The organism is Novosphingobium sp. BL-A-41-Hi4B-X5A (assembly GCF_055521705.1).
The window spans coordinates 90,012-102,858 of the sequence record NZ_JBVFVT010000004.1 but is presented as its reverse complement, the minus strand read 5'-3'; the positions used below and the strand labels follow the sequence as shown (position 1 = coordinate 102,858).

The 12,847-nt window shown below is 64.1% G+C and carries 9 protein-coding genes and 1 pseudogene; 8 read left to right on the top strand and 2 right to left on the bottom strand.

Annotated elements, in window-relative coordinates; genetic code table 11:
- Positions 1-192: 192 nt before the first annotated feature.
- Both ACZ1JY_RS21120 and ACZ1JY_RS21115 read right to left on the bottom strand, forming a co-directional pair.
- Positions 193-783: a PIN domain-containing protein gene (locus tag ACZ1JY_RS21120; RefSeq protein WP_010890901.1), complete on the bottom strand. Its 591-nt coding sequence runs from the start codon at positions 781-783 to the stop codon at positions 193-195.
- 12 nt (positions 784-795) lie between these two features.
- A complete protein-coding gene (locus ACZ1JY_RS21115) occupies positions 796-1,254 on the bottom strand; it encodes a helix-turn-helix domain-containing protein (protein ID WP_010890902.1) in 459 nt (152 codons plus the stop codon).
- Between the two features lie 205 nt (positions 1,255-1,459).
- Between ACZ1JY_RS21115 and ACZ1JY_RS21110 the strand changes: the two genes are divergently transcribed.
- The 8 genes and pseudogenes from ACZ1JY_RS21110 to ACZ1JY_RS21075 all read left to right on the top strand — a co-directional run.
- Positions 1,460-3,532, top strand: a complete 2,073-nt coding sequence (locus tag ACZ1JY_RS21110; protein WP_011906625.1) for a ParB/RepB/Spo0J family partition protein — start codon at positions 1,460-1,462, stop codon at positions 3,530-3,532.
- A 72-nt stretch (positions 3,533-3,604) separates the two neighbouring features.
- Complete coding sequence (locus ACZ1JY_RS21105; RefSeq protein WP_010890904.1) at positions 3,605-5,272, top strand: ATP-binding protein; 1,668 nt, start codon at positions 3,605-3,607, stop codon at positions 5,270-5,272.
- The gene (locus tag ACZ1JY_RS21100) at positions 5,269-6,000 is read left to right on the top strand and encodes an ArdC family protein (protein ID WP_427468403.1); all 732 of its coding nucleotides are present in this window, start codon (positions 5,269-5,271) and stop codon (positions 5,998-6,000) included. The genes ACZ1JY_RS21105 and ACZ1JY_RS21100 overlap by 4 nt, the downstream gene beginning before the upstream one ends.
- Before the next feature lie 154 nt (positions 6,001-6,154).
- Positions 6,155-7,546: a tyrosine-type recombinase/integrase gene (locus ACZ1JY_RS21095; protein WP_010890908.1), complete on the top strand. Its 1,392-nt coding sequence runs from the start codon at positions 6,155-6,157 to the stop codon at positions 7,544-7,546.
- Positions 7,543-9,330: a hypothetical protein gene (locus ACZ1JY_RS21090; RefSeq protein WP_010890909.1), complete on the top strand. Its 1,788-nt coding sequence runs from the start codon at positions 7,543-7,545 to the stop codon at positions 9,328-9,330. Before ACZ1JY_RS21095 ends, ACZ1JY_RS21090 begins: the two co-directional genes overlap by 4 nt.
- Positions 9,327-11,552 carry a site-specific integrase gene (locus ACZ1JY_RS21085; RefSeq protein WP_427468534.1) on the top strand — a complete coding sequence of 742 codons (2,226 nt, stop codon included), beginning with the start codon at positions 9,327-9,329 and terminating at the stop codon, positions 11,550-11,552. The genes ACZ1JY_RS21090 and ACZ1JY_RS21085 overlap by 4 nt, the downstream gene beginning before the upstream one ends.
- Positions 11,553-11,596: 44 nt before the next feature.
- The gene (locus ACZ1JY_RS21080) at positions 11,597-12,499 is read left to right on the top strand and encodes an ArdC family protein (RefSeq protein ID WP_010890911.1); all 903 of its coding nucleotides are present in this window, start codon (positions 11,597-11,599) and stop codon (positions 12,497-12,499) included.
- A 56-nt stretch (positions 12,500-12,555) separates the two neighbouring features.
- Positions 12,556-12,768, top strand: a pseudogene (locus tag ACZ1JY_RS21075) (zincin-like metallopeptidase domain-containing protein); the annotation flags it as partial.
- Positions 12,769-12,847 lie beyond the last annotated feature (79 nt).

The window sequence follows — 12,847 nt, the reverse complement described above, 5'->3', positions numbered from 1 at the left end:
GAGGCATAAAGCCATGATTTATGCCTCACGGGGCGCTTGCCGCCGATTTCCGAGCGCAAGTGCTGGGGGCGCTTCACCGAGGCCTTGATCGGCGCAGGGGTGCCTTGAGCGCATTTAACATCAGCGATGTTAAATAGGACTGTGCTGTTAGACCGGCCTACCTCACGTCAGCGATCGAGACGCGAATGGACCTCAGATGGATTCGATGTGGTTGTTGAGCAGTGAGGCAGTGACGAATAGCCCATGCGCCTCTAGCGACCTCAGGTAGCCCTCTGCAGACATTTCCGGTCGCGTAAGCCGAGTGCGCAATGTTCGGATCGCGGCAACCGCCTTGCCTTCATCAAGAGCAATGGTGTCGGCGATGAACTCATCTGCAGTTCGTGCTTCGATGTTGAGCGGCGTCAGGACTGCCTCGGGGAAATCCGCGTTGTTCTCCGTGACCACCGCTTGGGCCTGTGTCTGGACGGCTGCCGCCAGCACATGTTCGTCGTTCGCATCGGGAAGACCGAAGGTCATCGACGCAAGCGAAGTGGGAGCCATTACCAGCGCTTCCGGGAAGGCGCGGTGCATGGCCCCGACCGAGCGCGCCGCGCGCGAGGCAGAATCTTCGATGCCGCGCTCGGCGAAAATCCTGCCCAGTGCGTTTTGCGTTTCATCGAGAATCCGCTGCGACCATCGCACCCGGAAGAACTCCGCTTCGGCCAGCGTGAGGAGCAGGTCCCGCCTAGGGGCGCTGACCAGTGTGCAGGCATCTACCAGAGCTGTGTAGCGATTGGCGAACATGGCGGCCGGAGATCAATAAAGGTCCGCGTCGCCCGAAAGCAGATCGTCCATAGCCTTGGCGCGCGTTTCATCACGCTTAGCCTTGTAGGCGAACACATCCTCTGCCTTGAGGCGACGATGCCTACCAACCATGCTATGGGGGATATCGCCCTTTTCGATCAGCTTGATGAGGTAGGGCCGCGAAATATTGAGCAGGTCCGCCGCTTGCTGTGTGGTCAGCATCTGCTGAATCGGAACGAGCGTGACGGCATCGCCGCTGCCAATGTGACGCAGCAATTCCAGGAACAGATCCGACATCGCCGGTGTGAGGGCGATTTCAACGGGTTTTCTGGTTTTCGGATCGGGCACGCGCAGCTTCGCCTCGCCGGCCTTCTGGGCGGCAAGAATTCGGCGAAGCTGGTTGGCGATCTGTCGGTCATCGGCCGAGGGCAGCCTGTTGCCAAAGGGCAAGGCGTTGGCTGGCAGGGTCATTGGCTCTCTCCGTGATGGCCATATTCACTATCGAATATTCGCAATAAACGCAACCAAATTCTCCGCTCCGGGTTCCGCAGCTCTGGCATATCGCCGTAAACCATGGGCCTGAAGTCCCGGGGCCGTTCCTGAAATGTCGAGGGGAGGGGGGCTGGAAGGGGTGAGCCGAAGGGCTCGGTCAATCCAGCTTTCAGGAGCACCCCCCATGAACGACATCGAGATGATCCCGCTTGGCAAGCTACGCTTGTCCGAGGCCAACGTCCGCAAGAATGACAGCAACCTCTTCATCGAGGAACTCGCCGCCAACATCGAGGCCAAGGGCCTCCTTCAGAACTTGATCGTGGCGCCAGCCAAGAAGCGGGGCATGTTTGATGTGACCGCCGGTGGTCGCCGCCTGCGAGCACTGAACTTTCTCCTCGAGGCGGGCAAGCTCGCCAAGGATCACCCCGTCGCCTGCCGCGTGCTCGACATCGATGCCGCCGAGCAGTCCGAACTCTCGCTGATCGAGAACGTCATCCGGCTCGACATGACCCCGACCGATGAAATCCGGGCCTACAAGCACTTCGTCAATGAGGGCAGCGACCTCGACGCGATTGCCAAGCGGTTTGGCCGCACCCGCCGGTTCATCGAAGGCCGCCTGCGCCTCGCCGACCTCGCTGATCCGATCTTCGCCGCACTCGAGGAAGGCAAGATCACCCTGGATGTCGCCAAGGCCTACGCAACGACCCCCAACCACGAACGCCAGATGCTGGTGTGGAACGAGCTCTCGAACTCCTGGCAGGGCAACCAGGCAGATTCCATCCGCCGGATGATCACCCACAGCGCGATCCGCTCGTCCTCGCCGATGGCGAAGCTCGCAAGCGAAGCAGATTACCTCGCCGCCGGCGGCAAGATCGAGCGCGACCTCTTCACCGAGGATGGCGGCGAGACCTGGATCGATGCCGAGATTGCCCAGCGCATCGCGGGCGAGAAGCTGCAGGCCTTCGCGACCCAGATCGCCGAAACCTCGGGTTACGCCTGGGTGCGGCCGATCCTCGAGACCCGCGTGACCTATGGCGCAACCGAAGACCTCCACCAGGTCCACCTCGAACCCGCACCGCTTTCTGACGAGGAACAGGCCGAAGCCGACCGCCTCATGGAGACGATCTCCGCGCTGGAAGCGGAAAGCGACGGCGTCGACGAGGACGATGAAGCGGCTGCCGCCGAATTCCAGGCCCGCTGGGACGCCGCAACCAATGCCTACGATGCGCTCCACGACAAACCGCCGGTGATCCCCGAGGAGATGAAGGCCAATGTCGGCTGCTTCGTCATCATCGGCGCCGACGGCGAACCGACCGTGGCCAGCGGCCTCTACAGCGACAAGCCGCTTGAGAAGCGCAAGGCGCGCGGCGGTGCAGATACGCAGGGCGGCGCAGACAGCGGGGCAGGGGAGGGCGCAGGCGCCGCCTCGGCACCCAAGCCGTTGTCGCAGAAGCTGGTCGAGGAACTCGCCGTCCAGCGCCGCGACATCCTCGCGATCAACCTCGCCTCCAACCCGGCGATCGCGCTCGACTACCTGATCTTCGCGATCGCGGATTCTCGCGCACTCTACAGCGCCCAGGCTCTCGGTACGACACTGCGCGCCCCGTCGCCCTCGCTCTATCTCACCAACTATCCTGAGAGCCCGGCGCACACGCTGATGGCCGACATGCGCGAGACGCTCGATCTTTCCTGGACCGAGCACCGCCGCACGGTCGACAGGTTCGCCGCGTTCAGTGCGCTCGACGATGATGCCAAGGCGAGCTGGCTTGCCTGGTGCATGGCCAAGACACTCGAAGCGAGCTTGGGCATCGACAAGAAAGTCGGCCAGTCCGGTCCCGAACCGATCGACCTCCACGATCACCTTGCGACGCTGATGGGGATCAATGTCGCCAGCCATTGGCGGCCGACCTCGGCCAACTACTTCGACCGCGTCAGCAAGCAGACGCTGCTCGCCCATGTCAGCGAAGTCGGCGGTCCAACCATGGCGGCGAGCTTCATGGGCTCGAAGAAGGGCGACCTCTCGGCGTCGTGCGAGAAACTGTTCGCCGGCGAGACCATCGTCGCGCCCGAGGTCAAGGAAGCTGCACTCGCCTGGGTACCCGAAGCGATGCGGTTCCGCGCCATCTCTCCCAGCGAGACCGACGACGAGCAGGCGCCGATCGAAGCTGGGGGCGAACCCGCGCCGGAAGGCGAGGGCGATGAACTGGAGGCCAGCGAAGATCAGGACGCCGAAGCGGCCGAGCCTGTCGACGCCTGATCCAGCCCCCACGAAGCAGCCGCAGGCCGATGCGCCTGCGGCTGCACGTCTCCCGCATACAGGACATGCCTAATGACCACGCTGACCAAATTGCGCGCCCGGGTTTCACCGCAAGCGATCACCAAGGTGACCCGTATCTTCAACGGGACCCTCGACGACATCTTCGCCGAACTCTTCCAGAACGCCCGGCGCGCCGGCGCCACACGCGTCGCGGTGACGGCCGAGCACCTGGACGATGCCTGCCTGATCACCGTCGATGACGACGGCGCAGGTATTGCTGATCCCATCGATCTCGTCTCGCTCGGCCAATCCGATTGGCCCGGTGAATGCCGGTCACGTGAGGACCCTGCCGGCATGGGCTTCTTCAGCCTCGCCGGGCTTGACACGGTGGTCAGTTCCACCAGTGCTGCTGGCTCGTTCTGGCTGGCGATCGCAGGTGATGCCTGGACCGGCGAGGCCGACATTGATGTGCTGCCGTGGGATGGTCCGCGCGGCACGGCAATCGCGTTCCACTTTCCGCCCGGACCGGATGGCAAGCTCGAGCGGACCGTTGAGGCAGCGGCGCGGTTCTTCCCCCTGCCGGTCACTTACAACGGCAAGGATATCGCCCGCGCCGACTTCCTCGCCGATGCCTACAAGATCATCGAGCGCGATGGCTTCCGGATCGGGGTGTTCCGCGACCGGCATTCGCCGCACGTCGCGACGCTCAATTTCCACGGGGTGACGCTCAAGCACGCGTTCCCGGTGATCAAGGAAGTCCACCACACCCAGTGGAGCGTCCAGGTCGATATCGTCGATGCCCCGGACCTTGTTCTCGTCCTGCCCGCCCGCAAGGAGATCTACCGCAATACCGCGCTCGACCATCTCGTCGCGCTGTGCCGCCGTGCGATCTTCTCGGTCATCTACGCCGAGCCGCTGCACAGGCTGAGTTTTGAGGACTGGCTCGAGGCACGGTTCTACTCCGACGATTTCCCTCAAGCGGCGCGGCAACTGCCGCTCTGGTCGCCGTCCACCGCCCGCGAAGACTATCGCCAGGTCCCGGCCTTCGCCGATCTCGAGCCGGGCGCGACCATCTACGATGACACGGACTCCTATGATTCCGTGACGTTCGGCCGCGCGCTCCGGCGCTCGAATGGCGGGGAACCACACAAGCTCGGCGGACCCGACCCCCGTGCGTTCCATGAGCCGATCACCAATTTCATCGGCTATCCGTGGTATGACGCCCTGTCCTGCTTCATCCGCACTGGCGAGTGCCTCACGCACGACGGCGATCAGGCGGCCGCGAGTGAGCCCGATGCCCTGACCCAGAGGCCGGACGCTATCCGGATCGAACTGACCGATCAGCACGGCAACCGCCTCGACGTCGAGACCGACTTCGTCATCCAGGAGGGCGACGATTCCTGGGGCGATCCCGACTGCGCGGTGATTGCAGTTACCCGGGGCTCGGAACTCGATCCGAACGATCTCACCGACCTCATCATCGATGCGGTGTTCTCGCCTTCGGACGATTCCGATGCCGACAGCTACGACACCCAGGAGACCCGCTTTCGCCACGACGCTGCCGTGCGGGCCCATGCCATCCTTGAAGGCGATGACGCCGCCATTCTCGCTGGCATCCGCATGGCCTTCGCCGACCGTGTTGCCTGGCGCATCCCGCATGGCCGCAAGCTGCAGCTGACCTGGTCGAGCAGCGGCAATGACCTCACCCTTGTCGTCGCGGGGGAGGGCGCCAACCAATGACTCGTCACCCCAAACCCGATGTCGCCCAGGTCATCACCGACCTGATCCTTGAGAAGATCGCCGCCGGTACCGCGCCGTGGCTCAAGCCTTGGTCTGCGACCACCACGCGGCCGCTGCGCCATAACGGACTTTCCTACACGGGGATCAACACCTTCTTCCTTTGGGCCGTCGCCGAGAGCCGCGGGTTCACAAGTCCCTATTGGATGACGTTTCGGCAGGCAGCCGAACTCGGGGCGCATGTCCGCAAGGGCGAGAGCGGCTCGTTTAGCGTGTTCTATGCCTCGGCGCGCAAAACCGACACCGATCGCCTGACCGGTGAGGCCACCGAGAAGACGATCCGGTTCATGAAGTGGAACCACGTCTTCAACGCGTCGCAGATCGATGGGCTGCCGGCGCACTACTACCCAGAGCCTCCCGATCCGACCGCGATCGGCGAGCTGTCGGTCGGAGTGCGCGATTTTCTCGATGCGATCCCGATCCGCGTCGTCCATGGCGGCGATAGCGCGCACTATTCGCCGGGGACCGATACGGTCACCCTGCCTAACCCTTCCGCGTTCCACTCGATCGAGGCCTACTTCTCGACCCGTTGCCATGAGCTTGGCCACGCCACCGGCGCTGCCAAGCGGCTCAACCGCCAGTTCGGCAAGCGCTTCGGCGACGATGCCTATGCCTTCGAAGAGATCGTGGCATTATCTGGACAGTCTGCACCGTGCCTGACGCACCATTGAATGGTATGTTCTTGGCACAACGCAGGGGGTCATCAGGCCGGATGAAGCGCTATCCATAAGCTGGCGTAGTCCGGCCTGATGGCCACCGTCCCGCAGACGCGCAACGTGCGCGATCTGGATTCGGGAGGGGGTCCGGGGGAGGGACTGGCAAGCTGTGGATACTTCAGAGACGCTGATCGTCATTCAGGAACGCCGGGCGGCGGATGGCCTGGACTCCTACATCCCGGTAATCCTGCGAGGTGGAGAGATCTACGATCCAGACCTCGACCGCTACTTCCTCGATCTGCCGTTGAACGGGGCGCGTTCGCGCCATTCGCTGCGCGCCCACGGTTATGATGTCCTGGTCTGGGTTCGCTTCCTCGCCTCCGCGCGCGGCAAGTCTGTCTGGCAAGCCGATACCGATGATGTCGGTGCGTATCATCGGGCACGTCGGCGTAGTGACGCTGAGTTCCGGGTTTCGGCGTCGACATGGAACCGGGCGATTGCCTCGCTCGACAAGCTTTATCGATGGGCCGAGCGGGAAGGCCTGATCGAGCGCACACCATTTACCCACCGTCAGGTCTGGCGAAGTTCGCACGGAGGGCGTCGAGCGGCCGTCACGGGCCGCAACGACGCCTATGAACGCGCGGCCCGTCGGTCCGATGTTCGCTTCATCGATCTCACCGATTACCGCGCCTTCCGCGAGGTCGGCCTGCGCGGCCTGACCGTAGAGGGAACCGAGCGTCCTGGAGCACGTGACCGCAATGGCGCGCGCAATGCGCTGTTCGCCGATCTGCTGGTCACCACCGGCCTGCGCCTCGAAGAGGCATCCTTTCTGCTCGCCGCCGAGATTCCGGTTGGCGGCGCCCGCGCGGAACGGCAGCGGCGGGTCGAACTTCCGGCGGCACTCACCAAGGGGGACAGGGGGCGTGGCATATTGCTGCCGCGCCGTTTGTTGCCGATGTTTGACGCCTATATTGCCGTGGAGCGAGCCGCAGCCGTCGCCAAGTTCGCAAGGCGCCGTGGCTGGGAAGCCATCGACCGCCCGATCTTCATACACCGCCCCTCATTCGGGCTGCGCGCATTGCAGCTGGTTGGCGGTGGCACGATGGATATGGAGGTCGTCACACCGGATGAACGCGCAAGGCTTGTTATTTGCGCTGACGATGGCACGCCCTGCGAAGCAGCGGTGCTCTGGCTGACCGAGGTCGGGCATCCGGTGCTTCCCAACTCGTGGGAAGCGATCTTCGCGCGGGCGAGCCGCCGCTCCATGGATGCCGGCATCCCCGTCCGGGTCAGCCCCCATCAGCTCAGGCATTCGTTCGCGGTCCACATGCTGGCCATGCTGATCCAGCGCCGCCTTGCCGAGGCGGCGGCACCGGTGGGCGCTATGGAAGGTTATCGCCAGTTGGTCGGCGATCCGCTTCAGCAAGTCCAGCGACTGCTCGGCCATTCAAGCCTCGCCACGACCTCGATCTATCTCGATCACCTCGCCACGCGTGCCGATACCATCGATGCGGCGGTCGAAGAACTGTTGGCACTCGTACCGGGCTATCTTCCATCATGACCGCTGCTCCACGCAAAGGGCGCAAGGTCAGTTTCGAGGCCGCCGCGACTGCGCCCGAGGCCGATCCATGGTCGCAGATCAGCACGCTGCGCTTCTTGATCGATCCGCCATACGGCGGCGAGTTGCTCGTGGATTTCACCAGCTTGCGGCCCCGTGGCCTGGCTCTCGCCTTTGCACGGGGCCTGTTCATGCTGGTCGCTCCGCGTGGCCCCATCATGGTGCGTTCGTCGATCAAGACATACGTCACACAGTTGCCGAGCTTCTTTGCCTATCTTGCCGGGACAGGCGACCGGATCAACGGCCCGGCAGACCTTCGCGCCGACCATATCGACGGGTTCGAGAGGTGGCTCGCCGCGAAGGGCAAGTCGCGCGTGCACGCGCCGACCTATGTCGCCAAGGTCGTCTCCGTCCTTCGCCGCATTGCGGCCGATGGTCCGGAGCTTGTCGATCCTGGCTTGCGGGAACGGCTGCGCTACATCAGCTCGCACCCCCACGTTCGCCCCCGTCCACGCGATGCCTACAGTCCGTATGTCGCTCGCCAACTCCGCGATGCGGCACGCGCCGATCTTGTTGCGATCGAGGCGCGCTTGCGGTCGGGGTCGCGTTTCGATGAGGTGCCGGAGATAGAAGGCGCTTACCGCCAAGCCCACGCTGCCATCGAAGCGCGCGGCGTGCTGCACCACCGTGATCCCGCATGTCAGAGTCTGTATAAGCTGCGGTGGATTCGCGAACTGAGCGGCGCAAGGTTCAACCTGGGCCTCCATGCTGCCCACTACCTTACTGCACGCGACGTCGTGCCGCTTCTCGTTCTGCTCTCGCTGGAGACGGGGCTTGAGCTGGAGTGCTGCAAGTCGCTCACCATCGATTGTTTGCGCAACGCTTCGGGCGGCACCGTCGATGTCGCCTACACCAAGCTTCGCGCCCACGGTGCCGAGCACAAGACCATCCGGGTCCGTGATGGCGGCTCATCGACACCGGGCGGCCTGATCCGGCGGATTATCGCACTCTCCGCCAAGGCCAGGGTGCATAATTCCAGCGACAACCTTTGGGTCTATTATCAGACCAACGAGATCACTGCTGGTATCCGCCATCCGCGCACGACGATCGACGCGTGGACGCTGCGTCACGGCATTGTCGATGACGCCGGTCGACCGCTACTCCTGCGCCTTTCGCAGCTACGCAAGACCCACAAGGCCCTGTGGTACCTCAAGACCGAAGGGCACATGGCCCGCTTCGCTGTTGGTCATACCGTCGAGATCGCGGCACGACACTACGCCGATATTCCGGCACTCAGACCGCTGCATGAGCAGGCCGTGGCGGACGCCCTCGAAGAAGCGCTGACCGGCCCGAGGATCCTTCCTCCTCCCGACGAGGAGCGTCTGCGCGGCGCGTTGGCGAGCCCCGCGCCGGATGATGAAGGCGTCTCGCGCGCACTTCTCGACGGCGAACAGGACGTCTGGCTTGCCAGCTGCGGCAACTTCTATTCCAGTCCCTTTGCATCTGCCGGTACCGCGTGCCCCACACCCTTCTGGGGTTGCCTCGATTGCCGCAACGCGGTCATCACCGCGCGCAAGCTGCCCGCCATCCTCGCGTTCCTCTCCTTCGTCGATGATCAGCGAGCCGGCCTGAGCGCGGCCGACTGGGCAGCCAAGTTCGGCCATGCCCGTGACCGGATTGTTCAGCAGATCCTGCCTGCCTTCGGCGACGACGTTGTGGCAAGGGCCCGGGTGCAGGTCGCGGCCGAACCTCCCACGGTCTATCTGCCGCCCGAGGCCCGCGCATGACGGCTCTTCAGCTTCTGGCGGAGGGCGGCGATGAACGTAATGCCCTCCCGGTGCTCCTGTCCGCACCGCTGCGCACCGGCTTCGATCGCGCGCATATCTCGCGATACGGCGATCCGGTCTGGGATCTGGCTCCCGGCGTGTTTCGCGACAACGCCCGGCGCTGCCATATCACGGTACATTTTGACGGTATCGACGACCCATCCATCGCCGATGCCCTGCGCCAGATTCTTCATGCGCGTCTCAATGTCGATCTACCCGGCCACCGTTCACGGCTTGAGCCGGCGGGGGTGCGCGGCGAGGCCAACCGGACCTTGCGCTTTTTCGACTTCGTGAAGGCAGAGCTGGGTCGTTTCGATCTCGGCCGGGTCGATCAGCCTTTGGCCGATCGGTACGCCCGCTCTTTGCGCCTTGCCGGGCTGCGTCCGGCTGCAGTCGCTACCCGGCTGCGCGTGATCTTCGACCTGCACGAGTTGCGCCACCATCTGACGACCGCACGCCTATCCTTTGAGCCATGGCCCGGCCGCAGCCCGTTTTCGGTGGCGGGAGCAAAGCATATCGCCGGAGAGAACCGGACGCCGCGCATTCCGGAAGCGATCATCACCCCGCTGCTCGCCTGGTCGCTGCGCTACGTGACCTGCTATGCAGATGACATCCTCGCCGCGCGGGCGGAACTCGATCGCCTCGAAGCAACGCGCGACCGTCTGGTTGCCGCTGAGGCGGGTCTTGATCATGCGGATCGACGGTCGCGGCAACGCCAACGCCTCAACACCTATATTGCCGCCTTGCGGCGACAACGGCGCGGGATTCCGATCTGGACCACCCCACACAACGGCACAACGCGGACAGATCTGCAAAGCAGCGAAGTCACGCCGCCGATCAACTACCACCTGATCCACCTCCATGCCGGCATCGATGCGCAGGCCGAACCTGCCATGCACCTTGGCCTCACCACCGGCGCGCCGGACCTCATTGCCGCCGTCATCGCAGAACTCGGCACCGAGATCGGCGGGATGGATACGCCCATTTCGGCCGATCCCGATACTGGCCTGCCCTGGCGCACCCGCTTCGATGCCAAGGTCCTGGCTCTCGAAGAGGTCATGCTGCAGTCGGCAGCCTACGTCGTTTGTGCCTATCTCTCAGGCATGCGGGACAGCGAGATCCAGGCGATGAAGCGGGGATGCCTGTCCGTCACCAGATCAGAAGACGGTGCGATCTTGCGGCATCGCATCAAGTCCACCGCTTACAAGGGCAAGCGCGGAGGCGGCGAGGAGACCGAGTGGGTCACGATCGCACCAGTTGCCGAAGCCATCGCCGTCCTCGAACGGCTTTCCGCGCGGGCGAGCCTAGCGCGCGGGACAACGACTTTGTGGCCGGTCCTCGCGCTTCGGGTAAACACCAAGACGCATGTTTCTGCGGAGATCGTCCGGCAACTCAACCGATTTCGCGATCATCTCAACGACCGGTTCGGAACGGCGCAGGCACCGATCATTCCTGCCGGCCCCAATGGCGCGCCCTGGCGTCTGACCACACGCCAGTTTCGCCGGACCATTGCCTGGCACATCGCCAACCGGCCCTTTGGAACGATTGCCGGCATGATCCAGTACAAGCACGCCAGCGTTGCGGCGTTCGAAGGCTATGCCGGCAGCAGCCGGTCCGGATTTCGGGGAGAGATCGAAGCCCAGCGCGCGCTTGGCCAGATCGACGATATCCTCGTCTACTTCGACGATCGGCAAGGTGGTGCGCGCCTTGGCGGACCTGCCGCGAACAGGATCGGAGCCGCACTCGATACTGCCGCCCACGAGTTGGCGCCGCTACCCGCCATGATTGCCGACCGGCCACGCCTACGGACGATGCTCGGCAGTCTCGCGCGGACATTGCATGTCGGCCCGCTGGCCGATTGCTTCTTTGATCCGGCAACTGCCCTGTGCCTCAACCGCATTTCGGAACCGGGTGCGACCGGCCCAATGATCGCCATGTGCGAGCCGGTCCGCTGCCCCAATGCCTGTATTGCCGAACGGCATCGCCCGGCCTGGCAGCGCGGAGCTGACGAGGCGCGGCTGTTGCTGCGCGAGAAGCGGCTTCCAGAACCGCAGCGGGTAACGCTTCAGGCCGAGGTGGCAAGGATTGAGCGTGTCCTCGAACAGATCGCGCCCAGTGCCGCCACACCTAGGACCGGTGTGGCAGGAGAGGGAGAGGAGGCCGGTTTTCGGGTGACGGGCTGAAGGTGCGGAAGAGAGTTTCCCTCCGCCCGTCGTGGAGACCCGCCATGTCCCGATCCCACCCTGTGACGCCGCGAGCCGACGTCTATTCGCGCATCACCACCGAGATTGTCTCTGCCATCGAAGCAGGCGCCGACGACTGGCGCATGCCTTGGCACCATGATGGCGCTGCCACGACCAGGCCGCAGAACGTCACCTCCCGCCGCCGCTATCGCGGTGTCAATGTGCTGGCGCTTTGGATTGCCGCTGAAGCCAGCAGCTATTCCAGTGGTCTTTGGGGGACCTATCGCCAGTGGGCAGCTCTTGGTGCACAAGTCCGCAAGGGTGAGCGCGGAACCACCGTCGTGTTCTGGAAGCAGGCTGCATCGCGCGCCGTTGATGATCATGACGACGGCGAAGCCGGCCCCGGCCGCATGTTCGCCCGGGCCTTCACCGTGTTCAACCTCGCACAGGTCGAGGGCTATGAGCCCGCTCCTGTCGCGGTATTGACCGAGAGCGAGCGGTTCGAACATGCCGAGGCATTCGTGGCGGCTCTGAAGATTCCGATCACCGAAGGCGCCTACGATGCGCACTACCGGATCGATCTCGATCACATCTTCATGCCAACCTTTTCCGCGTTTCGGGATGCAACGGCGCAGATGGGCACCCTTCTGCACGAAGCCGGCCACGCTACGGGCGCAAAGCACAGGCTCGACCGCAATTTTGCCGAGAGGTTCAAGCGCGACAGTCTGGCGATTGAGGAGATCTGCGCCGAACTGACAGCTTCGTTTGTGCTCGCCGACCTCGGGATCGCCCACCATCCGCGCGCCGATCATGCCGCATACGTGGCATCGTGGTTGCGCGTGCTGAAGGACGACCCTCGCGCCATCTTCACCGCCGCAAGCAAGGCACAGGCCGCAGCCGACTGGATGCACGCCCAGCAACCTCAGCCCGAGGAGCTGGCGGCATGACGTGCGTCCGGAAAATTGGCGGTGGAAGTCAGATTAGGGCTGGACTGTCAGGATATGTCGCCTCACTTTGCCAGGCAACGCTGTGCGCCGAATACGGCCTGCCCAACGAACTCCACGACAGCCACGCTTCGTACATCCATCACTGGATGAAGATCCTGCGCGGAGACAAGACCGCGATCCTCCATGCCGCAGCCAAAGCTGAGCAGGCGGTCAAATGGCTGCGCCAGTTCGATCCGGCCCTGACAGGCGAGCTCAAGGAGGCGGCCTGACGGTGATCTGGGGCCTCTCGCGCGGCGAGCGGGAAGGGGAGGGGGTGAGGACCCGGCGCGCCATGGGGCGCGATGGAGA

Excerpts from the sequence above, each read along its gene's own strand:
- ACZ1JY_RS21120 (WP_010890901.1), bottom strand. The coding sequence starts at position 783 with ATGTTCGCCAATCGCTACACAGCTCTGGTAGATGCCTGCACACTGGTC.
- ACZ1JY_RS21115 (WP_010890902.1), bottom strand. The coding sequence starts at position 1,254 with ATGACCCTGCCAGCCAACGCCTTGCCCTTTGGCAACAGGCTGCCCTCG.
- ACZ1JY_RS21110 (WP_011906625.1), top strand. The coding sequence starts at position 1,460 with ATGAACGACATCGAGATGATCCCGCTTGGCAAGCTACGCTTGTCCGAG.
- ACZ1JY_RS21105 (WP_010890904.1), top strand. The coding sequence starts at position 3,605 with ATGACCACGCTGACCAAATTGCGCGCCCGGGTTTCACCGCAAGCGATC.
- ACZ1JY_RS21100 (WP_427468403.1), top strand. The coding sequence starts at position 5,269 with ATGACTCGTCACCCCAAACCCGATGTCGCCCAGGTCATCACCGACCTG.
- ACZ1JY_RS21090 (WP_010890909.1), top strand. The coding sequence starts at position 7,543 with ATGACCGCTGCTCCACGCAAAGGGCGCAAGGTCAGTTTCGAGGCCGCC.
- ACZ1JY_RS21085 (WP_427468534.1), top strand. The coding sequence starts at position 9,327 with ATGACGGCTCTTCAGCTTCTGGCGGAGGGCGGCGATGAACGTAATGCC.
- ACZ1JY_RS21080 (WP_010890911.1), top strand. The coding sequence starts at position 11,597 with ATGTCCCGATCCCACCCTGTGACGCCGCGAGCCGACGTCTATTCGCGC.